24 protein-coding genes are annotated in these 25,548 nt (G+C 41.9%); 10 read left to right on the forward strand and 14 right to left on the reverse strand.

The annotated features are described in order from the left end of the window. Positions 1 to 56 precede the first annotated feature (56 nt). The 6 genes from M2444_RS09710 to M2444_RS09735 form a co-directional block, all read right to left on the reverse strand. Positions 57 to 1,400, reverse strand: coding sequence for a glycoside hydrolase family 30 protein (locus M2444_RS09710; protein WP_280786833.1), 1,344 nt, complete (start codon positions 1,398 to 1,400; stop codon positions 57 to 59). Positions 1,401 to 1,489: 89 nt separating this feature from the next. Continuing rightward, positions 1,490 to 3,127, reverse strand: coding sequence for a type 2 periplasmic-binding domain-containing protein (locus tag M2444_RS09715; RefSeq protein ID WP_280786834.1), 1,638 nt, complete (start codon positions 3,125 to 3,127; stop codon positions 1,490 to 1,492). Between the two features lie 117 nt (positions 3,128 to 3,244). Further along, the gene (locus tag M2444_RS09720; RefSeq protein WP_094870168.1) at positions 3,245 to 4,132 is read right to left on the reverse strand and encodes a carbohydrate ABC transporter permease; all 888 of its coding nucleotides are present in this window, start codon (positions 4,130 to 4,132) and stop codon (positions 3,245 to 3,247) included. A 14-nt stretch (positions 4,133 to 4,146) separates the two neighbouring features. Next, on the reverse strand, positions 4,147 to 5,088 hold the full coding sequence (locus tag M2444_RS09725) for an ABC transporter permease (RefSeq protein ID WP_280787045.1): 942 nt from the start codon (positions 5,086 to 5,088) through the stop codon (positions 4,147 to 4,149). 178 nt (positions 5,089 to 5,266) lie between these two features. Next, positions 5,267 to 6,277, reverse strand: a complete 1,011-nt coding sequence (locus M2444_RS09730) for a LacI family DNA-binding transcriptional regulator (RefSeq protein ID WP_094870169.1) — start codon at positions 6,275 to 6,277, stop codon at positions 5,267 to 5,269. 127 nt (positions 6,278 to 6,404) lie between these two features. After that, positions 6,405 to 6,692: an ArsR/SmtB family transcription factor gene (locus M2444_RS09735; protein ID WP_094870170.1), complete on the reverse strand. Its 288-nt coding sequence runs from the start codon at positions 6,690 to 6,692 to the stop codon at positions 6,405 to 6,407. Positions 6,693 to 6,907: 215 nt separating this feature from the next. Here M2444_RS09735 and M2444_RS33550 point away from each other — a divergent pair, with 215 nt between their 5' ends. After that, a complete protein-coding gene (locus M2444_RS33550; protein WP_373455804.1) occupies positions 6,908 to 7,042 on the forward strand; it encodes an alpha-L-arabinofuranosidase C-terminal domain-containing protein in 135 nt (44 codons plus the stop codon). A gap of 31 nt (positions 7,043 to 7,073) precedes the next feature. On the opposite strand, the gene M2444_RS09745 is transcribed toward M2444_RS33550, so the two are convergent. The 3 genes from M2444_RS09745 to M2444_RS09755 all read right to left on the reverse strand — a co-directional run bounded on the left by M2444_RS09745 (position 7,074) and on the right by M2444_RS09755 (position 11,587). Next, a complete protein-coding gene (locus M2444_RS09745) occupies positions 7,074 to 9,455 on the reverse strand; it encodes an alpha-L-arabinofuranosidase C-terminal domain-containing protein (protein WP_280786835.1) in 2,382 nt (793 codons plus the stop codon). Between the two features lie 196 nt (positions 9,456 to 9,651). Further along, the gene (locus M2444_RS09750) at positions 9,652 to 10,557 is read right to left on the reverse strand and encodes a hypothetical protein (RefSeq protein ID WP_094870172.1); all 906 of its coding nucleotides are present in this window, start codon (positions 10,555 to 10,557) and stop codon (positions 9,652 to 9,654) included. 208 nt (positions 10,558 to 10,765) lie between these two features. After that, positions 10,766 to 11,587 (reverse strand): AraC family transcriptional regulator, encoded by an 822-nt coding sequence (locus M2444_RS09755; protein WP_094875160.1) that lies wholly within the window; start codon positions 11,585 to 11,587, stop codon positions 10,766 to 10,768. Positions 11,588 to 11,703: 116 nt separating this feature from the next. On the opposite strand from M2444_RS09755, the gene lacZ reads away from it, so the two are divergent. From lacZ to M2444_RS09770, 3 genes are all read left to right on the forward strand, one after another. Next, positions 11,704 to 14,817 carry a beta-galactosidase, LacZ type gene (lacZ, locus tag M2444_RS09760; protein ID WP_280786836.1) on the forward strand — a complete coding sequence of 1,038 codons (3,114 nt, stop codon included), beginning with the start codon at positions 11,704 to 11,706 and terminating at the stop codon, positions 14,815 to 14,817. 286 nt (positions 14,818 to 15,103) lie between these two features. Further along, positions 15,104 to 16,129, forward strand: a complete 1,026-nt coding sequence (locus tag M2444_RS09765; protein WP_280786837.1) for an ABC transporter substrate-binding protein — start codon at positions 15,104 to 15,106, stop codon at positions 16,127 to 16,129. Positions 16,130 to 16,269: 140 nt separating this feature from the next. Further along, the gene (locus M2444_RS09770) at positions 16,270 to 17,925 is read left to right on the forward strand and encodes an AraC family transcriptional regulator (RefSeq protein WP_280786838.1); all 1,656 of its coding nucleotides are present in this window, start codon (positions 16,270 to 16,272) and stop codon (positions 17,923 to 17,925) included. Here M2444_RS09770 and M2444_RS09775 read toward each other — a convergent pair whose 3' ends face one another. The 4 genes from M2444_RS09775 to M2444_RS09790 are packed head-to-tail and all read right to left on the reverse strand — an operon-like array spanning position 17,926 to position 20,840. Next, complete coding sequence (locus tag M2444_RS09775; RefSeq protein WP_094875097.1) at positions 17,926 to 18,651, reverse strand: hypothetical protein; 726 nt, start codon at positions 18,649 to 18,651, stop codon at positions 17,926 to 17,928. Beyond that, complete coding sequence (locus M2444_RS09780; RefSeq protein WP_094875096.1) at positions 18,648 to 19,361, reverse strand: fluoroquinolone export ABC transporter permease subunit; 714 nt, start codon at positions 19,359 to 19,361, stop codon at positions 18,648 to 18,650. The genes M2444_RS09775 and M2444_RS09780 overlap by 4 nt, the downstream gene beginning before the upstream one ends. Beyond that, positions 19,358 to 20,212, reverse strand: a complete 855-nt coding sequence (locus tag M2444_RS09785) for an ABC transporter ATP-binding protein (protein WP_094875095.1) — start codon at positions 20,210 to 20,212, stop codon at positions 19,358 to 19,360. The genes M2444_RS09780 and M2444_RS09785 overlap by 4 nt, the downstream gene beginning before the upstream one ends. Position 20,213: 1 nt before the next feature. Then, entirely contained in the window at positions 20,214 to 20,840 is a 627-nt protein-coding gene (locus tag M2444_RS09790) for a TetR/AcrR family transcriptional regulator (protein WP_094870178.1), read from the reverse strand. 212 nt (positions 20,841 to 21,052) lie between these two features. Between M2444_RS09790 and M2444_RS09795 the strand changes: the two genes are divergently transcribed. From M2444_RS09795 to M2444_RS09805, 3 genes are all read left to right on the forward strand, one after another. Beyond that, positions 21,053 to 21,964: a helix-turn-helix transcriptional regulator gene (locus M2444_RS09795; protein ID WP_280786839.1), complete on the forward strand. Its 912-nt coding sequence runs from the start codon at positions 21,053 to 21,055 to the stop codon at positions 21,962 to 21,964. Positions 21,965 to 22,043: 79 nt separating this feature from the next. After that, entirely contained in the window at positions 22,044 to 22,559 is a 516-nt protein-coding gene (locus M2444_RS09800; RefSeq protein ID WP_094870180.1) for a DinB family protein, read from the forward strand. A 51-nt stretch (positions 22,560 to 22,610) separates the two neighbouring features. Next, the gene (locus M2444_RS09805) at positions 22,611 to 23,180 is read left to right on the forward strand and encodes a YdeI/OmpD-associated family protein (RefSeq protein ID WP_280787046.1); all 570 of its coding nucleotides are present in this window, start codon (positions 22,611 to 22,613) and stop codon (positions 23,178 to 23,180) included. A gap of 137 nt (positions 23,181 to 23,317) precedes the next feature. On the opposite strand, the gene M2444_RS09810 is transcribed toward M2444_RS09805, so the two are convergent. Beyond that, entirely contained in the window at positions 23,318 to 23,506 is a 189-nt protein-coding gene (locus M2444_RS09810) for an HAD family hydrolase (protein ID WP_280786840.1), read from the reverse strand. A 334-nt stretch (positions 23,507 to 23,840) separates the two neighbouring features. On the opposite strand from M2444_RS09810, the gene M2444_RS09815 reads away from it, so the two are divergent. From M2444_RS09815 to M2444_RS09825, 3 genes are all read left to right on the forward strand, one after another. Continuing rightward, the gene (locus M2444_RS09815) at positions 23,841 to 24,278 is read left to right on the forward strand and encodes a MarR family transcriptional regulator (protein WP_256989808.1); all 438 of its coding nucleotides are present in this window, start codon (positions 23,841 to 23,843) and stop codon (positions 24,276 to 24,278) included. A gap of 112 nt (positions 24,279 to 24,390) precedes the next feature. Then, positions 24,391 to 24,705 (forward strand): helix-turn-helix domain-containing protein, encoded by a 315-nt coding sequence (locus M2444_RS09820; RefSeq protein WP_280786841.1) that lies wholly within the window; start codon positions 24,391 to 24,393, stop codon positions 24,703 to 24,705. Continuing rightward, positions 24,660 to 25,544: an IS3 family transposase gene (locus M2444_RS09825; protein WP_280786842.1), complete on the forward strand. Its 885-nt coding sequence runs from the start codon at positions 24,660 to 24,662 to the stop codon at positions 25,542 to 25,544. Before M2444_RS09820 ends, M2444_RS09825 begins: the two co-directional genes overlap by 46 nt. Positions 25,545 to 25,548 lie beyond the last annotated feature (4 nt).

Genomic DNA, 25,548 nt, shown 5'->3' on the forward strand with positions numbered 1-25,548 from the left:
TCGCAAAAAAAAGCGCCCGAAGCGAGATTCGAGCACTTTAGAGATACATTTTTCAATTATTTTATTAAAATAGATAAGGCGCTTTTAGAAGCCAAACGGAACGATAGATCATCCTTGCCCTGCAATTTCACAGCTACATTCTCGTCCTTTTCACTATCGTTGAACAGAACAACCGCTATAGAATCATCTGTATTCTTAAAAGCTACGGAACGGATCACTTCTTGATTAGAGGAAGCGTCAATACGTACAGCCTTCGGACGAATAAATTTGCTGAAATGTGCAAGTGCATAGTAGTCGAGCGTATACGTAAGTTCTTTAGTCTCTTGGTTGACCGTTACAATACCCCGACAAGTGCTTTTGCCAAAGCCCGGCACCGTTGGACCGTTCTTCTCATCTAAGGCCATATTCCACAAGACGAAGGATTTACTATGATTTCTGAGAATATCAATTCCTGTTCTCATAACATTCGAGAAAGCTTGTTCAAACGGAGGAATCCATTCCCCACCGGAACCTTCTGTGAAATGCACTTCTTTATCCGCGAAAGCTTTCAGAACCTCTGACTGTGCTGACGCATTCCCTCCATACCAGTGCCAGGCAACACCGTCCACTTCATCTTTCGCATAATCGAGCACTGTGAGTGGATAATCCGGACGATCCCAGTTGTGATCATAGCAGAGAATTTTTGTATGAATGTTGTGTTTCACAAAGCTAGGCTTCAGATAATTTTTAATGAAATCTCTTTGCGCCTCAGGCAGCATTAACATACTTGGATAGTGCTTGGGTTCAAAAAGAGGCTCGTTCTGCGGGGTTACCGCATAAGTTGGCAGACCGTGCTCTTCAAAAGCTTGAATGTATCGTACAAAATAATCGGCATAAGCCTGGTAATGTTCATGTTTAAGTTCACCGGCGATCATAGATCCGCTGGTCTTCATCCAGCCTGGTGCACTCCAAGGTGAAGCCATCAGCTTGATCTCAGGATTAAGTTCCAGCGCTTTTTGTAACAAAGGGATAATATCAGCTTCATCATGTGCGATGGAGAAATGAGTTAATTCTGTGTCGGTTTCCTGAGCAGGCATATCGTCATAGCTATAAATATCTCTAGCATAATCGGATGCGCCCATTGGATTTCTTAATACAGACAAGCCAATTCCATCTTGGGAATCAAAAAGCTTGCTCATGACCTCTTTTTTCTGTTCATTGTCAAGGACTTGGTTAATCAAATATGCGGATGAATCCGTAAAGGATGCCCCAAAGCCATCCATTTCCTGAAAGGTTTGATTCTCGTCAAGGTTTACAGTAGTAACAGACTCATCTGAAGCGATCGGAGTCAATTGCTCTAGCGTCTGCTCTATGAACAATTCATTTTCCCCTGTAGATTGGTAAATTTTAAGCTTTGTCATGTTGTTTCCCTCCACTTTTCTATATATATATTAGTTTGGTTCTGTAATGAAGAGGCCCCAATGAAGGGGCCCTTGCTCCACAATCCTACTTATTTAAGACCTAGTTTTTCTTTGTTGTTCTTCATTTTTTCAGAACGAACTTCTACGATCTTATCCCAGTTGTTTTCGTTCAAGAAGGTTTTGTAAGCAGCCAAAGTACTTTCAAAAGTTGCTTCATCCTTTGAACGAATCAAACTTACAAGCGTAGTATTCCAAGTAGCATCAATTGCAGTTAGACTGCGCGCTTCAGGCGTTCCTTGAGCAGGGTTGATATTTTCTAGAATGAAGTGAGGTTTCATCTTTCCTTTGCCCCATTCTTGCATTTGTTTGATCGACTCTGCGAATGCATCATTACTCAATGCTTTATCACGGTCATGTCCGAAGAACATAAATTCGCCCATCCGGTAATCTTTTTTAAATTTATCTGCATTATTCAATTGAAGATCTTTGATTTCAGGCAAGAATTCAATTTTACCAGCATCGTTAACTTTATAGGTCTCTCCTTCAATACCGTAGTTCATAAGCTTCTGTCCTTCTTCACTTAGCAAATACGTGTAGACTTGAATGGCTTTAGCAGGGTCTTTAGCCTTTTTAGTAATGAAACTGATCATCCAGCCTGTAATTCCTGATTGATTTAATGTTGGTTCATGACCAACCGTGCTTTGCGGTCCATCAATAGCGATATATTCTTTGCCTGGATTTCCAGTCATGAAGATTTGCAGGTTACCACTTTGTTGAGGCGTTCCATCAAGTAGCAATGTAGCGTATTTGCCTGATTTTAATTTTTCTTCAAAGCCTGTGCCGTCATCAGCAAAACTGTCATCACTGATGTCACCATTTCTGTAGACTTCATTTAACGTTTTCAACCAAGTCAAGTAATCCTCATCCAGGTTACGGTTGTAGAATTCACCATTTTCAGTTTCCAGCGGTACACCGATAAAGTCCTGTAGTACATCTCCCAAAGAACCCGTACCTGTACCAATGGAGTTAAAACCAAAAGGAATCATTGCTGGAAACTGCTTTTTGATTTGTTGCATAACGCTCTTGAATTCTTCTGGAGTACCCATCGTTGGTTTTCCAATGGCTTCATAAACATCCTTACGGATGATAAATGCCGTTTTTGCAGGAATGTTACCGCTGTCATAATCGTTCTGAGTATTTGAATAGTTAGGATAGCCATAAGTCTTGCCATCTGCTTGCTGGAACCAATTCATAGTATCTTTTTCTGCAACTTTATTGAAATAAGGATCATATTTATCCGCCAGATCATTCAAAGGCAGCGCCCATGTGGAGGCTTTTTGTACCACCGGAGAGTTAGAATCAAATACAGTCAGCAAGTCCGGCATTTCGCCACCGGCAAAAATAGTATTTAACTTCGTGTCGTCCCCAGTAATAAATTTAATATTGATGTTTAAATCCTCTTTAATTTTCTTTGTAACAAGATCCTTACCGAAATCAGTATTCCACCAGTCTGCATTCACGTACCAAGTAAGATCTGTAATCTCTTTTTTTGTATCCAGCTTCCATGCCGGTGTTTCCGGATCTATCGTATAGCGACCTTCAATGGAGCTCAATTCTTTGCTGGAGTTATCAGAACTCCCCTTCGATCCACAACCCGTAAATACCAGTACAACAGCCATAAGCGCTGTACAAAGCTTGAGTCCTTTTTTCCCAAATGCTTTATTCATCCTTGTTTCCCCCTAAAAAGTTTTGTAAGTAACGGAAGTGCAGATCTGATTGGGCTAGCTACACTTCCGATGGACACTTCGTACACCAATGCGTTCTATGAAATCCCTCCTAACTTTCTATTCTTTCACCGCCCCCATCATCATTCCCGAAATAAAGTACCTCTGTAATATTGGATACATCACAACAATCGGCAAAGTTGTAATGACAATTGTTGCTAGTTGAACCCCTTTAGTCGTAGTTTCGATAATGGCAGATCCACCGACATTTTGCATGGATTGCGTTTGCGACTGCACGATAATTTCATAGAGTTTCATTTGCAGCGGATAGAGTGCTTGATCGGTAATATATAACTTGGTGGTCATGAAGTCATTCCATTGCCCTACCCCGTTGAATAACGCAATCGTAGCCATAGCTGGCATGGAAAGAGGGATAAAGATTTTCAGGAAAATACGCCAGTCACCTGCACCATCGATTTTGGCTGACTCTTCAAGTGAATCCGGAACGTTTCTGAAGAAATTCATTAAAATAACTACATCATAGTAACTGAACAAGGCCGGGATAATATAAACCCAAAAGCTATTCAATAGACCCAGTGACTTAATCAATAAATACGTGGGGATCATACCACCCGAGAAGAACATGGTGATTACACCCATGGCAACGTACAGCTTGCGGCCACGTATGTATTTTTTACTCAAACCATAACCAATCATCGCGCAAAAGAATACGTGGGTAATGACACCGATGAAAGTTTTGGCAAGCGAGACCAGGAACGCTAGTCCAATCGTCTCATCTTTTAATACAGCCCGATAATTTTCTAAGGAGAACTCCGGAGACCAAAATATAAATCCGCCTTCCGCGAGCGCCTTGCCTGAACTTAAAGATGAGATGACCACATTCCATAAAGGTACAACGATAATTACAGTACAAATACAGAGTAAAATAATATTTATGGTATTAAAGATTCGACTGTCGAGATCTTCTTTAGCTACCGTACGATTCACAGAAATGCCTCCTTCTACAGAACGGATTGATTATCATTTAATTTGCTGGATACTTTGTTGGCACTAATCAATAGGATAACTGATACGATGGAGACACCTAAACCAACAGCGGTTGCATAAGAGAAGTCACCTTGCGTCATACCCATACGATACACATAAGAATTGATTACTTCTGCTTTTTCACGGTTCTGTGAATTCATCAAGACCAAGGTTTGATCTAAATTCGATCCTAATAAACCGCTTACAGTCAGAATCAGATTTAAACTGATAATCGGTTTCATGTTAGGCAGGGTAATATTCCAAATTTGTCTCATACGACTGGCCCCATCTATTTTTGCAGCTTCATAATAAGTAGGGTCAATTTTCGACATGATCGCTAGGTATAAAATCGTTCCCCAGCCCGCCTCTTTCCAAATATCCGATAACGTTGCAATCCACCAATACTTGTTCGCATCAAGCAAGATATTTACCGGTTTCGAAATGATTCCCAAATTGAGCAGGATTTCATTAATCATACCGGAGGAAGAGAACCAAGCAATCAGCATCCCGCCCAGAACAATCCAGGACAAAAAGTGAGGTAAATAAGAGATCGTTTGTACTATTTTTTTGAAACGTCCACCGCTTAATTCATAAATCATGACGGATAAAATAATAGGAATAACAAATCCTATGGCTAATTTCAGAAAGCTGATCCCTAATGTATTGACTACAGCGTCCCAAAAGTATTTATCTGATAAAATAATTCTAAAATTATCGAGCCCTACCCATGGGGCCGAATCGAGCGTATCAATTACGGTGTAGCTTTTAAAAGCAATTGTTAATCCATAAATCGGAATAAAACAAAAGATAATCATAAAAATAATTCCTGGAATGATCATGGACTGGATTTCCCATTGTCTCTTATAATCAATCACGAACTCTTTGACCCTCTGTCCTATAGGCTTCTTACTGTTCATTGGATTCTTCCCGTTCACTGGCACTACGGCTAATTTATCCACGTTTTTCTTCTCCCCTCCAAATCATGATCCCCAAAACAATAAAAACGTTTTTATTTCTTTTTAAAAAAAACCTCCTAAAAGCAATAAAATTATAAAAAAATGATCGGATACTATCTTGTTGCCCTTCTTGAAAGCGTTAGTACCGATCAATCTTCACTTGAGTAGAACCACGTACAATTAGCTCACCCGGCAATTTCATCATTTCGCCCTGTTCCTTCTTCTGAATCATGCGAACCAGGTGATTTATGGATAGAATACCTTGTCTGGCAATTTGATTTCTTACCGTCGTTAATGGCGGTGAGAAATACTGCGCGATATCAATATCATCAAACCCCATTACACTTATATCCAACGGGACTTCATATCCATGCGATTTCAAAGCTTGAATACATCCAATGGCGCTCAAATCATTCCCTGCTAAAAAAGCATCAGGCATTTTTTCAGGACTTAAATGAACTAGAGACTTTATAGCGTTATAGGTGCTCTCTTCCTCAAAATATCCTTGTATAATATACTCTTCGTTCGTCGGAAGCTGATATTGACGCAAGGCGGCCAAGTATCCTTCTTTCCGCTGAACACTGTCATACATCTCATCTACACCAGATATGTAAGCAATTTTCTTGTGTCCCAGACTGATTAAATATTTAGTTGCTTCGTAAGCAGATTCAAACGAATTAAAAATCACACTTCCCATCGTTTCATTCTGAAGTGGTCGATCCAGAAACACAGCCTTGATCTTGTCTTTCACCATTGCAGCAATTTCTTCTTCATCTATTCTCAGCTCTTCGTAGATAATGACACCATCCACACGTCGGCCTAGAATATTGCTCATAATGACTTGTTTATCCTTTGTAACAAATACATTTAATCCATAACCTAACCGATCACATTCACGAGACATGGACTCCACCAGCTTATAGAAGTACGGGCCTGCTACACTTGTCGTGAAAAAACCTAGCATTTTAGTTTTTCCGTTCCTTAGGAGCTTGCCATTTAGGTTTGGAACATAATTTAATTGCTTCGCGATCTTAAGCACATGTGATTTGGTCTCCGGATTTAATACATCAACGTCATTTAGTGCGTTAGAAACTGTAGAAATGGACACTCCAGCCTCTCTTGCAACGTCTTTGATGGTTACCTTTTCCATAATGATTCAATCTTCCTTTACAAATAAAAACGTTTTTATAGATTTAAATTATCATAAAACCGTTTTCATTACAATATGTTTTTTTATTTTTATAAATTATCTATTTCCCATCATTCATAATATCCGATTAGCAGATTCCCCGGGATCCTGATAATTTAATCTGCAGGCAGTTCGTAGACAGGGAGCAGTACTTATAAGTCCCTCCATCTACACGTCTCATTTTAGAGCTAATCAGACCTGCCTTTTGCAGCTTGGCAACATGTGTGCTAACCATAGCACTACTTAGATAGAGCTCGGCAGCCAGTTCTTTAATATGCATCTCTTTTCGGTCCAGTAGTTCGATAATCCTTAGCCTGACTTCACTTGCTAATGCTTCGTAGACCCGAAGCGATTCTGTATCTGTATTTAAGTGCATTTTATGATCTCCTATGTCTTTGAATTAGTATTTTAAAGAATTCTAACTATGTAATCTCAAAACTATTTCTTAGTTAACAATAATATTAATTATTAATTTAACAAGCGAGATATATATTGATGCAGTATAGCTGTTACCTGTGATTATATTCAAGCTAAAAAAAAGAGCAAGTAGAAAATTAATCTTTCGCTGGACGATTGGAAGATGCGCTGGTCGTGGGCTGCTGTCTCACTACATTACTAGAACATGCAGACCGTGTAAAGATGGTTTGCATTCCCCAGCTTATTAATAATATTGCACCTGTCATTAGTGTAGAAGACCACCATAAACGCCCCCTTGAATCTCTGTAATTCTAAGATTCAAAAGGGGCGCTTTTAGTTTTTATTTTATTCTAAAAATCGTTACGGATTGCTTCGGAAACTCATAAGAAAAGCAACTGCCCACTGTCGTAAAGTTTTTTTGCTTCGGGGAGACAAGCTCTTTATTCTCGAAATTATTTTCATCCTCAAGCTGGTATCCCGACAGTTCATATCCTTCGACGGACAAGTCCTTTTTTGCCAACTCTTTTAATATAATCTCAGCAGAAACGCTATTCTCTTGTACATTCACTGTCTTAAGTATGATATCCCCTGTGCAATCCTCCACACTTGCTGTGTAATACAGCGGTTCGGTGACCGGAAGTTTATCCTCTGTTTCATTGATCAACTCTCCGTTAATGTATGTATGAATATGTCTGCCTGATACTTTTAGCTTTAGATCATATTCTACGTCTGTTTCAACAGTAAACATCGAATGTGTCAGAACAGAGTTTCTTCCGTTAATGATGGAGGCGACAATCGAATCCTGATTCTGCCAGCCACCCAGCTCCCAGTACAAATGATTCTGATCATCCGCTTTGCCAAAATAGAACTTAAATCCTTTATTCCCTGCGGTTCGTGTAGCCTTAAAATTCAAGGAATAGCTCTCCCACTCCGTCTCTCCAAGCTCTAACATATGTTTAGCCGTTCCATTCTGATCGGGGTCAAGCAGATTCGATACTTCTTCCGATAGATCAGAAAATGTCTTGTATTCTCCTGTGACATTGTTGACAAGATGGATTTCGGAGAAACGAGCAGCGGATGCATCGACGCCCAAGCTAATGGCACCTGTGATTGCTTCAATTTTGCGTTCCTCAGGTACTGTGAAGCCGTTCGCTTTTATTTCTAGGAGCTGATCTCCCTGATGATTCATGAATAGCTTTTGAACATAGTAGTTCGCAGTTCCGTACACTTCATGATTATTAAACCAGATTAGATCCGGCTTCCAGTTGATATAATCCACATTGCAGAGCATAGGCGCATAACATGCCAAGCCAACCGCATGAGCGTTGTTCTGAAGTCCCGTCATAAAAGCCGCTTCCACCAACGCGTTATAATAGGTATTGCCCCATGAAGCATATTCACCTAAGAACACTTTCGGTTCGTCAGCCTTAAAGTCATCATAACGATGATGATTCGCCAGGAACCATTCTGGTGTACAGTAGTAATGCTCATCTACGAGATCAGACTTATTCTCTTTTGCCGATGTCCAGCCCCGATCATATTCTTTACCTGCAGAGAATGGACCGCTCGAATTAATGACTTTAATATCCGGATATTTCTCTTTTATGGCTTGATGAAAGTATGGATATCTCTCGAAAAAAGGTGCACCTACCTCCTCATTGCCGATACCGATATACTCTAGGTTAAAAGGCTCTGGATGACCCAGCCTCGCACGTATACTTCCCCACTCCGAAGAAATGTCCCCTTTAGCAAATTCAATCAAATCCAGTGCATCCTCAACCCAGGGCGTTAATTCATCCAGTGGGACCAATCGTTTATGATGCGGATCGTAGCCGCCCGGAAGAACGGGAATCGGCTTAGCTCCAATATCCTCACAGAACTGAAAATATTCAAAGTAACCTAACCCAAGCGTCTGATTATAGGACCAGTTATTCCGCCTTGCCGGTCTTTGTGCAACATCCCCAATTGTATTCTTCCATCTGTACATAGAATCTCTGTCATCTGGATTTAAGGAACCGTCATGTACCAGACAACCACCCGGAAACCGCATGAATTTAGGCTTTAAGCCGGCGAGTAACAGTGAAATATCTTCACGCATGCCCCCTGGTCTGTTCATAAAGGTCTTCTCCGGAAATAGAGAAATCATGTCCAGATATACCCTCCCGCTCCCTTTGGTAACGATTACAAGACGTGAACTAGTATCCGTAGCCTTAGACTTAATAACTGCTTCGTATCGAGTCCATTCGGAGTGATTCACAGCTATTTCCGCTTCACCATGAATGATGCCATTTGTACTTTCGATGGTTACAGTAAGGGGGACATCAAAGCTTGTCTCGCGACGAGCATAAACGGAGAACTTATAGTTCTCGCCCTCTTTTACCGGAATACCACGATTGAATCCCAGATTCATCAACCCAACGCCGTCACCTTCAGCCACAATATCAATAGCTACATAATGTGGATTACGATCATTCAAGGGCTCGCTATCTTCCACGGTGATTACGGATTTCCCCTCCCCACGTTCTACAGGCTCCCAAGCCATTAACGCATGATAATCGGCCCGATCAATCGGATCAAATTCAAAGGATCGATTCTGAACTAGCTCAGCATAAAGTCCACCATCTGCCGCATGATTTAAATCCTCAAAGAAGATTCCAAATAAATCACCTAATGCTGCACCACGCTTCTGTGTATGTATTGTCAGAGTTCCTTCTGTCTTCATTCTTTCATCACTCCCTTGTAATATTCAGTTTAGTTTATATTTATATTACTTAGTTCATATCTATATGAATTATTATAGTGAGTTCACTTCACATTCGTCAATTCAGATGCTTTGAATGTATATCAAAAAAACCGATATCGTATGAGAATCCATACAACATCGGTCTTTATAACACAGGTCCATTTATAATACTCATTTATTTGGCAGTCATTTGCCCTACTAAGAACTCAACAAAATCAGTTGATTTGTTCTTATCTCCACCTTCTCCAAACACCCCGATAATCATCTTCCGTGAATGAATTGGAAGATCTGTAGCAAATTTCGTATCTGTGATATCTACGCCAGTGATCCATTCTTCACCGTTCTCCGTATTTTTTATACGTTTCAAACGAATATCATCTAAAGGAAGTCCCGCTGATTTAACAAACGGCTCCAGATTTTTAAGTCCCTGCTGTTGTCCAATCCAATCAAAAGTAGCATCATCCAAAATGAGGATATCAGGTCTTTCCGCTGCCAGCATCGCCATTGCGCGCTGAATATAAGTCATGTCTAATGTTCCTCCACCCGTTCCACCTGTTGAGGGAAGGTACACTACATCCGTCTTTACCCGCTTCCAAGTCGGATAGCGATTGACTATCTCTTGTTTAAGCTCTTCATCCTTACCTGATGGATCTTGGGATTCATAATTGCCTAAGAACATGATATGTACATCCACTGGCGGGAGTGAAGCTTCATATTTTTTGGCTTGATATTGATTATAAAGAGCGTTACCTCCAAAGATTAGCACTAACAGCACAATGATAGATACAAAAGTATGGACTTTGTATAGCCTAAAAAAATTCTCTGATTTACGCGCTATGCCGGAAAATGCTCCCCATTTCTCTAGCCGCTTGTCCTCTGCCTCCTGAATTTCCTGCTGATCCAAGCCGTCTAGGATCGTTTTGAAAGCAAGAAATTCTTCTTCATAGGCTGTAGCCTCAGTTTCTGAGGAATTTGATTTACGGCGTTTCAAGTGCAAATCAAACTTTTTATTCAGTTCCTCCCGGCTAATGTCTACAGGCAAGTCCAAACGTTCATATGCCTCTTTTAACTTCTCATTCAAATTGATGACTCCTTCCTGATGCTTAACTAAATATCTGATCGTAAATTTGGTTCTATGTATTGAATTAGATTGAACATACACATATTGCAAAAAAATGAGCGAATTCGTGAAAAATACAACATATGAACTCAATTAAACTATATCATGGAGTGCTAGATGCTAACAAGTAAGCGTTTATCATAGGGCTTAGAGGCATTCTCTATTGCCCTTAGTCCAAACCATGCAGCTGTTTAAATTGCTCTGGACTCATTCCAGTCAACCGCTTAAACACTAGACAAAAGTAGCTGGCATTTTCGAAGCCCACTAACTGAGCAATCTCATACATTTTTTTATCTCGTTCATTGGACATTAGTTGTTTACTCAAGTTTATACGTTGCTTGTTGATATAGGTTACAGGTCGATCATGAATTGTTTTTTGAAAAAGCCTACATAAATACTGTGGCGACACTGCAATAACCTCCGCAAGTTCCTTTAATGGGAGGGACCTATGAAGATTTCTTTCTATATGACGCAACACCGGATTAATTCGCTCCAATTCAAGAGCTTCATTTAAAGGAGAAACTAGGTTGCTTTTTAAATCCAGTAGCAGCGCATATAATTGTTTGGATCGTTCCAGATTCGTTTCCAAATCATTGTTATCTGACAAGTTGAGCATTTCTTTTAAAGGATTTAGCCATTTATCCTCCTTCAACCTAGCAGGGCCTGATTCGCGAATTCCTGCGTACAGCAGCATTTGACCGGCCTCTCTACCATTGAATGAAATCCATGACAGCTTCCACTTACTGCTGATTGGCGCATACGAATGCGTAATATTCGGGAACAAAAAGAAAACATCCCCTGAGCCGACAATATATCGTTTCTCCTGGATGATAAGCTCGCCTTTGCCTTCATGAATCTGATGCATTTGATAGTCCGGAAATCCGGTAGGACGTAAGGTTTCTGCCTGATGCTCCCAAAATCCAATGGTTGTAGCATACAGCGGCAGCATATTCGTCTCTTCCGTTTGGCAAAAGATTATTTTGCTCTCCATCTGATCACTCGTTTCATATTTTGTTATATTTGATGAAAAATCTTTTATATCTCTTACCATTACTCCAATCTATAATATGAATATAATAACATCACTATTATAAAGGAGATTTACTCATGCGAGCAAAATTTGTTTACCAGCCTCCTGCAAACGGTTATCCAGAATGGAATAATAATCCGGAGATCTTCGAATTAAATCGCTTGGATGCACATGCTTCCATGATCCCATATAGCAATCTAACGCAAGCCCTGGTGGGAGATAAAGAAGCCTCGCCATACTACAAAACGCTTAATGGCATTTGGAAGTTCTCTTTTTTTGAAACACCGGATCTACGAGTCGTGGATTTCTATAAAGCTCATTTCGATTGCAGCAATTGGGCTACGATTCCTGTACCTTCTCACTGGCAGTTCCATGGCTATGATTACCCGCAATATACGAATGTGCGCTATCCTTGGGCGGAATCCGAACCTGATCTCAAGCCACCTTTTGCTCCGACAAAATATAATCCCGTGGGCTCGTACATCAGAACCTTTACTGTACCAGAATCTTGGAACGGTCAGCCTGTATACCTTAGCTTTCAGGGGGTTGAATCCGCTTTCTATGTGTGGGTAAACGGAGAACAGGTCGGATACTGTGAAGACACCTTTACGCCTTCAGAGTTCGATATTACCCCTTATCTAGTTACTGGTGATAATAAACTAGCTGTTGAGGTCTATCGCTGGTGTGATGCCAGTTGGCTGGAGGATCAAGATTTTTGGCGGCTTAGCGGTATTTTTCGGGAGGTCTATCTGTACACGGCCCCTTCTGTCCATGTTGCTGATTTTTTCGTTAAAACCGAGCTGGATGAGGATTTCGTTCATGCGGATTTAAACGTAGACATCAAAATGGAGAAATACTTTGATCAGAAGCTAAGCCCTTATACACTCCAAATGCAGCTATACAATAAAGAGGATCAGCCTGTCTGGGAGGCACCAGTATCTACAGTTACTTCCATGGATCAAGAGGGCGTTCATCATTTCAAGCTTTCTGAGCATGTAAAAGATCCTTATAAGTGGAGTGCTGAGACACCGTATCTGTATACATTGGTTCTCTCCATTATTGACGATAAAGGAAACACTATTGAAACGGTCAGCTGTAAGGTCGGATTCCGCACCTTTGAGATCAAAGACGGACTTATGAAGATCAACGGCAAAAGAATTGTACTTAAAGGCGTTAACCGGCACGAGTTCTCTTGTGACACAGGACGTGCGCCATCCAAAGACGACATGATCCGAGATATCCAACTGATGAAAACACATAATATTAACGCGGTTCGGACCTCTCACTACCCGAATCAGTCTATTTGGTATGAGCTTTGTGATGAATACGGACTTTACGTTATCGATGAAACCAATCTGGAGACGCACGGCACTTGGCAGTACGGGCAACAAGGAATACATGAGGGAAATGTACCTGCCAGCAAACCGGAATGGCGGGCCAATGTGATTGACCGTTGCAACTCCATGATGCAAAGAGATAAGAACCATCCTTCGGTTATCATCTGGTCACTGGGGAATGAGTCCTACGGTGGTGATAATTTTATCGCCATGCATGACTATCTCAGAGAAGCGGACCCAACACGGCCTGTTCATTATGAAGGGATCTTCCATTGCAGAGAGTCGGAAGCAGCTAGTGATATAGAGTCGACTATGTATGCTAAACCGCACGATGTTGAAAAATATGCGCTGAGTCATCCTCAGAAGCCTTATATCATCTGCGAATACAGTCATGCTATGGGCAATTCCTGCGGTGGGCTACACCTATACACGGACTTGTTTGACAAGTACGATATTTTTCAAGGTGCATTTATTTGGGATTGGGTGGATCAGGCTATCCGAACCAAAACATCCGAAGGTGTCCCCTATTTAGCATATGGCGGTGACTTTGGTGAGTCGCCACATGATGGAAACTTTAGCGGAAACGGATTACTTTTTGCCGATCGTTCGGTTACTCCAAAGCTATTTGAGGTCAAAAAATGCTATCAAAATATTAAAGTAACTGCTTTAAATATCCGTGAAGGTCTCTTTCAGATTCATAATAACTTTTTATTTACCGACATTAAACAGTACGAACTTAAATGGGAAGTTACTTTAGACGGAGTAGCTGCGCAAGAGGGTTTGCTGCAAATCTCTGCTGTACCAGGAGAAATCGTTGAATGCACCATCCCTTATGAACTGATTTCACATAAAGGCGATCACGAAGCTATTCTAAATCTCTCCTTCATTCAGCGTTCAGAAACTTCTTGGTCTGATGCTGACCACGAAATCGCTTGGGAACAGTTTATTCTGTCCCCGCGTATCGTGACAAAGGCTCCAAAAACAACGGATGGAACGTTACATGTGCACGAACATGAAGATGCATTGAGCGTACAGGGTGAGAATTTCACTCTAAGCTTTAATAAAGCAACTGGTGAGCTAAACTCATACCATGCTGCCGGTAAAGAACATCTGCTTGAGCCCGTAAGACCTAACTTCTGGAGAGCAGTCACGGATAATGATCTTGGCAATGGATTGCCAAAGCGCTGTGCAGTGTGGAAGCAGGCTTCTAATGAGCGGAATCTGTTGAGCATGGTTTATAGAACCGAAGGAAATCTCTGTTTCGTTTCCACCACTTACCTTCTGCCAACGAATCCGTATTCCACCCTTCTGGTTCAGTATGAGATTCGCCCTGACGGATCTATAGAGTTCCTGCAAGAACTGAATCCGGGTAGCAGTGATCTGCCAGAAATTCCTGAGTTCGGAATGATGTTCGTGCTTGCTGGAAGACTCGATACCCTGTCATGGTACGGCCGTGGACCCCATGAGAATTATTGGGATAGACAGACTGGAGCACCACTGGGCCGTTATTCTGGCAAAGTCAGTGACCAGTTCGTCCCTTACCTCAGACCGCAGGAGTGTGGCAATAAGACTGATGTGAGATTTGCTTCAATAACGGAAGCCAACGATGGATCAGGACTTTATTTTGATAGTGCCATCCCTTTGGAGATTAATGCCCTGCCTTGGATGCCTGACGAGCTGGAAGCAAGTGATCATGTGTATAAATTGCCTGTCTCGAACAAAAGCGTGCTGAGAGTGAACTACAAGCAAATGGGTGTTGGCGGTGACGACAGTTGGGGCGCACGGACACATGAAGAGTTTACTCTACCAGCTAATCGCCCATATGCATTCCGTTTCACCCTCTCTCTTCTTTAATCTCATCTATTAAAAAAGGCCGTCTCTGGTTGGTTTCTACCAAACAAGACGGCCTTGTTCTATTTATTTCAATCCCACGACAGAGTTTTGCGTGCTCCTCAATACCTCCTTAGCCTTATCAATCTTTTCTCTGGCTACCAACTCCATTAACAATAGATTGTACAAATCAAATCGCCATAATGTGTTTTGTCCATTGAGTAAAAGGAGACTTTAAATTATGATAGTTTTCGTCGAGAATGATTATCATTATTGGTGATCGTTACATATTTTAGGGAGGCAATATTATATGAACAAGGTAAGACAACCCTTCGCCGTGTTATGTGTACTCTTTCTGATGACCACATTACTACTCGCGTGCGGAAACTCAGAGGAACAACCAGCCAAGAACACTGCGTCTAACGCAGCCGGAAATAATACTTCTGCTACCCCTGCACCTTCTCCAGAAACATCCGATAATGGCACTAATGCAGCTGCGGCGACTACTCGCACCTACACGGACTACATAGGCCATACTGTAGAAATTCCTGTTAACCCTAAGCGCGTAATTTATTCAGGAGAAACTTATGGCGATTTGCTCGCACTTGGTGTGCAAGCGGTAGGCTATCCACTATCTATGGGTGAGGGACAGGTTTTTGAAGATCAGCTTCAAGGTGTCGAAGATGTAGGGTTCCCTATCAATCTGGAAAAGACCCTGGAACTTCAGCCTGATTTGATTATCTATGCAGGAACAGATGAAGCTGATTTCGAGCAGCTGTCCAAAATTGCACCAACAATAATCTTTGATACCTTTGCCCCGCTAAAAGAACGAATGCTGGATATTGGCGGAATTCTTGGGAGAACGACCGAAGCAGAGGCATGGCTCGCTAAGTATAAAACGAGTGAAGATGCCTTGTGGGAACAATTAAAGGCAGCAGGCATAAAAGAAGGAGAAACAGCTTCAGTCTTTACTTATTATCCTGGTGACAGACTATTTGTTATGGCGACGACCGGACTTTCGCAAGTCCTATATGGAGAGAATGGCTTCAAGCCAACCCCAGCGATTCAGAAGGTTCTCGATGAAGGTATGGGATTCCAGGAAGTATCCATGGAAGTGCTAAAAGAATATGCCGGAGATCGGATTTTCATCCTAACTCCTGTGGCCGATGAAGCCAAGCAATCCACTTCTACTCTATTAAAGAGTCCGATTTGGAAAGGTCTCCCTGCCGTCAAGAACGGATATGTTTATACACAAGATATTATGAAGACTTCAAGTGATGCAACAACAAGAGAATGGCTGCTCCGTGAACTCCCACAGCTTTTGAATATGAAATAATCTTCACCTTCATGAAGCATTTGGCACTTAGCTGATAGAAAACTGCAAGAAGCATGTCAACAGCTGTTGATATGCTTCTTTATTTTATATACAATGAATTAATTGATAATGATTCTCACCAAATGAACGGAGGCTTCCTCTTGCTGCAAACATTACCCGTCGCTGCACCGCTCCGCTCGTTGCTGTTTCAGCTGACTGATGCGGAACTACATATTCAACCGGCAGGCTCTTGCTCTAAGACTCTTACCACTCACTTTTATAGACTTCTAATCTTCACTGGCGGAAGTGGACAGCTGATCCTTAGCGGTCAAACCATAACACTGACTACAGATACGTGTTATCTCCTATCTCCTGGAACATCCTATAGCACGGACAATCCAGAGACGACTCTTTATTATTATCTCATCACTTTTACAGCAATTAATAACTCCGAGTATCCCGAATATTATTCAGAGGAACTCCTTCCGGGTAGGCAGGAGCTAATTGTCCACCCGTTCACTAGGGTAATCCGCCTTGCGGAAGATCTGCTTATGAGCAAAAAAAATGCAGATGATGTGCAGTTTTTTAAGCGGCAATTGAAATTCCAAGAATTGCTGCTCTTACTTTTTGAGCATAATTATCCTTCCGAGCAGGTGCCAAGTCCCGCGGATTCCGTGGAAAAGACCATCCAATATATGCAAGAACACTATACGGAGAGTATCACCGTGAAGCAACTGGTTGAGCTCGCGGGTATTACGCTGTGGCAATATACTCCGATCTTTCAAAAGCTTACCGGCAAAAGACCGCTCGATTACCTGACCGAACTGCGTATTAACCATTCGAAGCGTTTCCTTCTGGAATCCGCTGAACCGCTGCGTGAGATTGCTCGTCTGGTTGGCTTCTCCGATGAATATTATTTTAGTCGCCGGTTTCGTCAAAAGACTGGAATTACACCCGGACAATATGCGCATCAGCAAGGCCGGAAGCTTACTGTGAAAGACTGGACTGGCCATGAGGTGGATATTCCGGAGCGTCCAAGGCGCATTGTCTACCATGGTGAGACGCTTGGTGACCTTCTCGCATTAGGTATAAAACCTATTGGAGGAGATGAAGTCTTTGCATGGAACAGAGTCTATAAACATCGACTTAAGAAGCTCTCTAACGTTGGCTTTCCTCTGGATCCGAAGCTTGCCTCTTCATTAAATCCTGACCTAATTATTATAGCTAATTCAGATGATAAGGCTTATCGAGCAGTCGTCGACATCGCCCCGACACTTACCTTTGATTCATTTGCTCCACTTGAACACCGTATGCGGACACTTGGAAGCTGGTTGGGTAAGCAGCACGAAGCTGAAGCATGGCTGGATTCGTTCGCAGCAAAAAATGCTGCCATGTGGCAGCAGCTTTATATGAATACTCTTCGACCTGGAGAAACAGCTTCTGCATTGATTTATGACCATGGAAATCATCTATATGCAATGGGAATGTCAGGTTTGTCTACTGCTCTCTATGCCCCTAACGGTTTACAACCCACAGATGAGATCCAAGCGATTCTCGATGAAGAGTTAGGGTTTGCAGAGGTTGATCCAGCAAGGCTGCCTTCTTACGCCGGAGATTATATTTTTATGCTTATTCCAGAACGTCAAGACTCTCGAGTGGCTATGGAGAAACTACTAGACAGCTCACTTTGGAAAAATCTATCTGCAGTACGTAAGGGGCAAGCTTATCTACTTGACGGAAGCAAATGGAACTATGGAGATGCGCTAACCCGAGAGAAGCTACTTATGCTGTTGCCTAAGCTGCTTGGAGGAGGTTAATCAATCGGCTCTTTTAATAAAAATCCTGATCATGATGCCCAAAAGGCTCAAGTGGAATAGAAGTCCCACCATAAAGTATGCAAGTACACTAAAACCACTAGCCATTTCTACAACAAAAAATAACTTAGCAGGCCAATACGTAGGAATCCACGCACCGATAAATTGCCAGGGTGATGGAACAAAGTATGCTAGGATTGGTCCTGCTATAAACAGACCACCGACCTTTGCTAAAGCTAATCCCTCTACCTTATTTGCAGCGAAAGAAGCTAGGAATAATGCAAAACAAGGGGCTTCAAATGCTAATAGTAAAAGGATATATACATGCTCTAATTGGAAGCTAGATAAGCCGGAGACTATAAAAAATAGCGATGAAAGAAATGCACAGAGTAGAGATGGAAGAACTAGACGATACACCATGTACCCTCTGCGCATTAATGGTGTAACCGCGTAATAAGAGATGACATTCTCATCTCTTTCATCAAGCATTAAAAGACCTGTCATCATACCGGTTAGCATGGGAAAGGTCATGACTAAGAAAATCGCAGCAAAGCTGCTATATTGATATAAATCAAAAGCATAACCATTCGTAAGCCAATCGGCTATCATTGGAAATCCAAACCTTGAGACGACTAGAAGGGCTAATGGAGCAAAGATGCCGACCATAAGCACTGGGTCCAAACCAGTATGCCGGATATCGCTTATAAAAAGCATACGATACTTTTTCATTTTCCTGCTCCTCCCTTACCTATGCGCATCATTACATGATTTTCGAAGGACATTTTTGCCCATACGTATATCACTACATTCCATAGGAGTAATATCGATATGGAGTACATGTAACTGCCAAGTGACATAGCCGAGGTTCCCGAATTCAACAAGCGAAGCGTTCCTTCCGTAGGAAGCCATAAGAAAAGTTTGGAGTTCCACACCTTAAAATAACCAAGCAATGGAAGGATAAAAGGCAATGCGAATACTTGTGAGAGTAGAATGAAGCCATTAATTGTCTGGCAACGAGCCACAACACCAATCGACAATAGCGTCATGAAGCTTGAAGTTAAAATGATTCCAGTAGAAAAGCCAAACGGGGAATGCGGAATCCCGCTAGCTGCTACATGAATAACCCAAGCGGCAAACAGGGAGAGTACAGATAATGAGCCAGCTTTTGAAAGTAAATATTCCCTAACACGAATCGGAGTAACAAATAAAGCATCATGGATCCCCTGGTCTCTTTCCAGCAGCACAATCCCCCCTGCGAGAATAAGTCCCAAAGCACTCGGATCGCTAAAGGTCAATAACAACATCGTTTGTTCTCGATAATGATCAGGAATAAGATGCAGCAATACCAAATAAAACGCACAGATAATGACGTAGACCCAATAAAACCCATGCCGCCATTGAAACCGGATGTCAAAGGCAAACGCAGATCTGAATCTCATGTTAACTGCCTCCCAGTTACGTCAATAAATATTTGTTCCAAAGACGCCTCCAGCGAATGAATGGTTTCTATTGGATGCTCACGAACAAGCTTTAAGAAATATTCATTCTCCCCTATATCATCAAGTGAGAATTCCTCATTTCTAACTTCATTATGATGGCGATATTCCAGCCGCACTCGTTTTTTTCCATTATGAAGCTTAAGCTCCCGAGGAGAATCAATCAACTTAATTTGACCGTCTACGATAAAAGCGACCCTGTCGCAGAGTTCCTCCGCGGCTTGCATATTATGTGTTGTAATAATTACAGTTGTCCCATTCGCCTTTTTTTCCAGGATTAAATCCTTCATTCGTTTCGCATTAACAGGGTCGAGCCCGGAAGTGGGTTCATCCAGAAATAGAATTTGTGGGTTATTTAAGAGTGCTCTGCAGAAATTCAGCCTCATCTTCATCCCCTTCGATAACTGGGAGACCTTCAAATTTGCAGCTTCAGTGAGATTTACTTGCTCCAGGAGAAACCTCGGTTCCACCGTTCTCCCTGAATACAGAGTCCTAAATAGCTGCAAATTTTCCAGCGCAGTAAACTTTGAATAGAAATTTGGAAACTCAAAAGCTACCCCTATCCCCTCAAAATACTCCGGTCCGGTATTTCTTATTTCCTTGCCCATTACGTTAACGCTGCCGAGATAATTTTTTAAGACTCCAATTAGTATTTTTTGTGTTGTGCTTTTACCCGCTCCCGAAGGACCGAGAAAACCAAACACTTCACCTTGAGGTATGGAAAAGTTAAGTCCACTAAGGGTTGGCTCTTTTATTTTTGGATAGGTAAAATGAAGCTCCTTTACTTCGATCATATCATTCTCCCCCAGTCTTATTATCTTTCAAAGAAGTCATCCCTTCAGCCAGAACCCCAATCAAAAGCTCTATTGTTGCCTGATAGCGTTCATCACCGATCTCTTCCTTATGCAAAGACAGGAGGACTACAGAGCGAATCATGCTTACGATTAATTCCGGGTCAATCCCAACCATGATACCTTCGGCTTGCCATGATTGAATGAAAGGAATAAAAAAGTCTTTATCCTCTGTAAAATTTTGTTCCAACAACTCATTAGGCAACTTTCTTAATAACTGCTCCATTTCGCTTCTTACGAACATCTGGCGGACGATCGGACTCTCTTCCATCATCCGGAAAGATTTCAGTAAAAATAATTGGATTTCTTCCTTGTTTACAGGCACGCCTACGCTAAATGAATTGAACATTGTACTACGAATTCGTTGTTCCTCTTCAAGCAATATGTGATAGAACAATTCCTCTTTCGACCCAAAGAACATGTAAAACGAACCTTGCGCAATCCCGGCGGCTTTTGTTAATTCTTCAACACTAGTTTTTTTAATGCCATGTATTTCAAAGCAGCGACGCCCTTCTGTCAACAATTTATGTTTTATCCATTCTTTTTCTTGTTCAGAGAATTTTTTAGGCATATAAGTTCACTCGCTTTTTATGGTTTTATGAATATTTTTATTTTATATTCACAAGATAAACCAACTAACCATATTTTGTCAATCTTTTTCCTCTGTGAGGTACAATTAGTATTCTTGTGCATCACCACCACAATCCTCCCCAAAATTAGCTTGAAAAATCTATGCTATAATCATGCAGTAACACGAAATGGACTAATGGGTGGGATACACAAATGAAATTGGAACGTTTGATTTCTATGATCTACAAGCTGTTGAACCACGAAGTTTTATCTGCCTCCAAGCTGGCTGAAGAGTTTCAGGTTTCTCAGAGAACTATCTATAGGGATATCGATGTCATTTGTGCCGCAGGCATCCCGGTTGTATCGTATCAGGGAACTAAAGGCGGATATGGCATCATGGACGGATATAAAATGGATAAAAGCCTGCTCCGTTCTTATGATGTCACTTCTTTGATTACCGTGCTGAACAGTCTCTCCTCTGTGTTTGAAGACGCGCAGGCGCAAGGAACCATTGAGCGGCTGCAAACGATTGGAGCAGAACAACAGACTTCTAGTCTAGCGGTGAATTTTGAAACTCGCCGTATGGATCCCGATGCACTTTCTCTTTTACGTACAGCTATTACGGAACGAAATATCGTCCGTTTTGATTACATCAATGTAAAAAACGAACGCACAACCCGTGATATGGAACCCGTAAAGCTTCATTTTAAATATAGCAACTGGTACATATATGGTTATTGCCGGGAACGACAGGATTATCGAGAGTTCCGGCTATCCCGGATGATGAATTTGCTTCTGACACAGAATATCTTTCATTCCCAACATGAGGTTCCCATAGAGGCCGGTTGTTCAAATAGGGCCGATCAGGTTGAGGAAGTCGTAATCCGGGTAGGACCTGAGGCTTTGGCAGAAGCGCTGGATCAATTTCACCAGATGGATAAGGAATTTCATACCGATGAGAGCATGACGATGCGAATTCCTGTGTATAAGCCACTGGAAGCCCGCTGGCTATGGTCAATTCTGCTGAGCTTCGGCAGCGGCGCTGAAGTCCTCGAGCCTCTTGCACTGCGGGGTATCTTAAAAAAGCAGCTGCTTAATACCCTAAATCTTTATGAAGAAGTATGACAGTCTGCTGTCATACTTCTTCTTTTATATTAACAACAGCTACAAAAAAATCTATCACAACTCAAAAGGAGATCATACAATGACCAATCATCCAGTAGAAATGTTTAATTATCACATTTGGGCGAACCAAACGATCTTGGGAAGAATCAAGGAACTCTCTCCCTCTGTGCTAAATCAAGAAGTGAATAGCTCTTTTCCTACTATCGCTCATGCCCTTAGCCATATCTATGCGGTTGATACGATGTGGTATCTGGTTTTAACAGGCACTGGTATGCCTGAGGCTTTTCAAAAAAGTATCCCGCTAAATATGAGCATTTTAGATTCGGTTGATGAATACGCTAATCTTTTTGCCCAGCTATCTGAACAATACAAAGAATGGTTACAAAACCAACCCGATTTAGAGCAGACTATTCTACTTGATAACCCATTTGCTGGAATCCGGCAAACACGCCTATCAGAAATTGTGCTGCATGCCGCCAATCACGGGACTTATCATAGAGGTAATATATCTACTATGTTACGTCAGTTAGGGCACGCTTCTACCATGAATGACTATTCCTTTTTTTGGTATCAGATGCCAGCGAAAGCTATTTAATCTATGATGGGCAATGCTTTCCCTAGCTAGAAAGGAAATTGGAATTTAATGATGGAGATAGAAAATCTAATCACAGTAAAATCGAGAGAAGATTTACGGGTTTGGCTGCAGCAGAATCATACGACTGAAAAGTTTTGTTGGGTACTCGTAAGTATGACGCCAAATTCAGAAACATTGCTGTATTTGGATGTGGTTGAGGAATGTTTGTGCTTTGGATGGATCGATGGAGTGAAAAAGAAAGTTTCTGAAACGCAACTGGCACAGCGACTGTCTCCCAGAAGCAAACGAAGCTCTTGGACAGAATTAAATAAAGAACGTGTCCGCCGCCTCGATAAACTGGGGCTAATGAGTGACGAAGGAAGAAAGGTACTTCCGGATATGAATCTCGCTTCTTTTAAAGTCGATAGGGTTATAGAACAAAGGTTAAAAGAGGAGCAGCAGGTATATGAGAACCTCTTAACCTTTCCAGCTCTTTATACAAGAGTCCGGATCGACACGATACAAAGCTATACACATCAACCAGATTTATTTAAGCGTAAGTTAGATAAATTTATAATAAACACTAAAGAAAATAAAATATACGGTCAATGGCATGATCATGGACGGCTTCTAGATTATTAAGCTGCTGGATCATAAAATTGCTTTGTAACTCTTGCTGATTGATTAAGAAAGATGAGAAACCCAGTCATTCTCATGACCTCGGGTTTCTCTTTTTTGTATTTAATTATGGAAAAATAGCATAATGAACGACTTCCAGCTTACTTGACCTCAGCGTTCAGCCTCTCAATCAACTCTAGCAATTGCAGCGGCTCACTAACTGTATACATCGGACGTTCAGACTCATCTGCCGGCTCATGGGGATAACGGGGCGTCCAGCTCTGAAAAATGCTGGTGATGCCTAGCGCATTGGCCCCCTTCATGTCACGGCTAAGATTGTTGCCAATCATAACGGTACAATCGTGAGCGAGACATTCTTCAGATTGTTCTCTCGTGCGCCTTTAATAACAATAGCTTCTTTCATCATGATTCCCCTCTCAATTAAAGCAATCACACATAGATATATCTCTTATCCATAACCGATTACGAATGCTGTCATACTACTTCTTTTGCAAAAGTATGCTTATTTCGATAGAATGAATTTGTAAAATAACACATTTTAAAATAACTTCACAATCAAATATCTTGATTAACAAGATATAAAGATTTTAAAAGGGGCGTTATCCTTTGTCAAGCCATGAACAAGCTCAACCTACACCAGAGCAAGAACAATTCACCTTACTCATGCGTGGTCTGGGAACCCGAACGGTGGTATACCAGCAAAACGTAGCCGCCTCTCTTGGGTTATACAATAATGATTTTTTATCTGTGGATATCCTGCGTGAAAAAGGCCCCATTACCGCTGGAGAGCTGTCCAAACTAACTGGACTTGCCACTGGCAGCGTTACTGCATTAATAGATCGTCTCGAAAAAAACGGATACGTTCGCAGACAAAACGACCCTAATGATCGCCGTAAAGTAATTATTGTCCCGTTGTATGAAAATAAAGAAGATGTTATTGACACCTACCTGCCGCTTCATACTGCTATGGTTAAATTGGCTGCTTCCTATACCGATGAAGAACTTGCCCTCATTTCACAATTTTTAGGCAAAGCCAGCACCGTTTTAGACGAGCAAATTGATCATCTCAGTTCCGGAACACGCAGTAAGTCTTCTTCTTGACTCAAATGCTAAAAACAAGAACGTCCGCTTATTGCATGAAGTGCACCCCTTAGAATAGACATTGGATAAAACCCCTGGTTTGTCCGATGAAATTCTAGGGGGTGCATTTTTTATGCCAGCGATAAAAGGTCAGAAGTTTAAAGAGTATTCGTATGAGACCAAGATAGAGGCGATACGCCTTCACGTCGTGGAAGGTTGGACCTATCGTAAAATCATGGAGAAGTTTGGAATCACAGACAGACATCGACTGAAAGCATGGATGAGGAAATATCGGGAACTCGGAGAGTTCGGACTTGTGGATCAACGGGGAAGGCGCGAGGAGTACGTCGATCGAGACAGGCAAGTAGAGCGGCTAAAACGGGAGAACGAAATGCTAAAAAAGTGCTTGGAAATCTGGATGCAGGAGATGAAGCCAAACGGTATGTAACGATTGAGAGAGCCGCAAACGAATATCCGGTTAGTCATCTTTGTAAAGTTTTTGGGGTCTCCCGAAGCGGTTACTACGCTTTTCTAAAGCGCAAAGAATTCCATCGGGACCGAGAAGATGAGGCACTCGTGAAGAAGGTCTATGAGCACTACAATGGAGTCTACGGCTACCGTCAGCTTCAACTGTTCTTGCTACAGGATCATGGGGTCTGGATGAATCATAAGAAGGTACTTCGGCTTATGCAGATGCTGGGCATCCGCTCACGGATTCGGCGGAAACATCGCTGCAACTACGCTTCTTCTACTGAAGGTCGTGTAGCTAAAAACCTATTGAAACGGGATTTCCAGGCGGATACGCCCAACCAAAAGTGGGTCACAGATGTCACACCATACCGGGTGGGGGAGTCGTGGATTTACCTCTCAGCGGTGAAAGACTTGTTTAAAAATGAGATTGTAGCCTACCACATGAGTCAGAGAAATGACAATCCACTGGTTCTACAGACCTTTGAGAAAGCCTTTAGCAAGACAAAAGACGTGACCGGGCTGATCGTTCATAGCGACCAGGGATTCCAGTACACGTCTCATGCATACCACGACATGCTGCCAAAGGTTAGCGCCCAAATCAGCATGTCTCGTCGAGGAAATTGTTATGACAATGCCTCGATGGAGAGCTTCTTCTCGCATCTCAAAACGGAAGGACTCTACCCTTATGATATCCGAAATATGGACGAGGTACAAAGGAAAATTGAAGAATATATCCACTTTTACAACAAGCATCGACCACAACGAAAGCTAAATAAGCTGCCTCCGGTTCGGTACCGGGAGCAGCTTATAGCCTAGGGTC

The organism is Paenibacillus sp. PastF-3 (assembly GCF_029893135.1).
Classification (GTDB): domain Bacteria; phylum Bacillota; class Bacilli; order Paenibacillales; family Paenibacillaceae; genus Paenibacillus_AQ; species Paenibacillus_AQ nitricinens.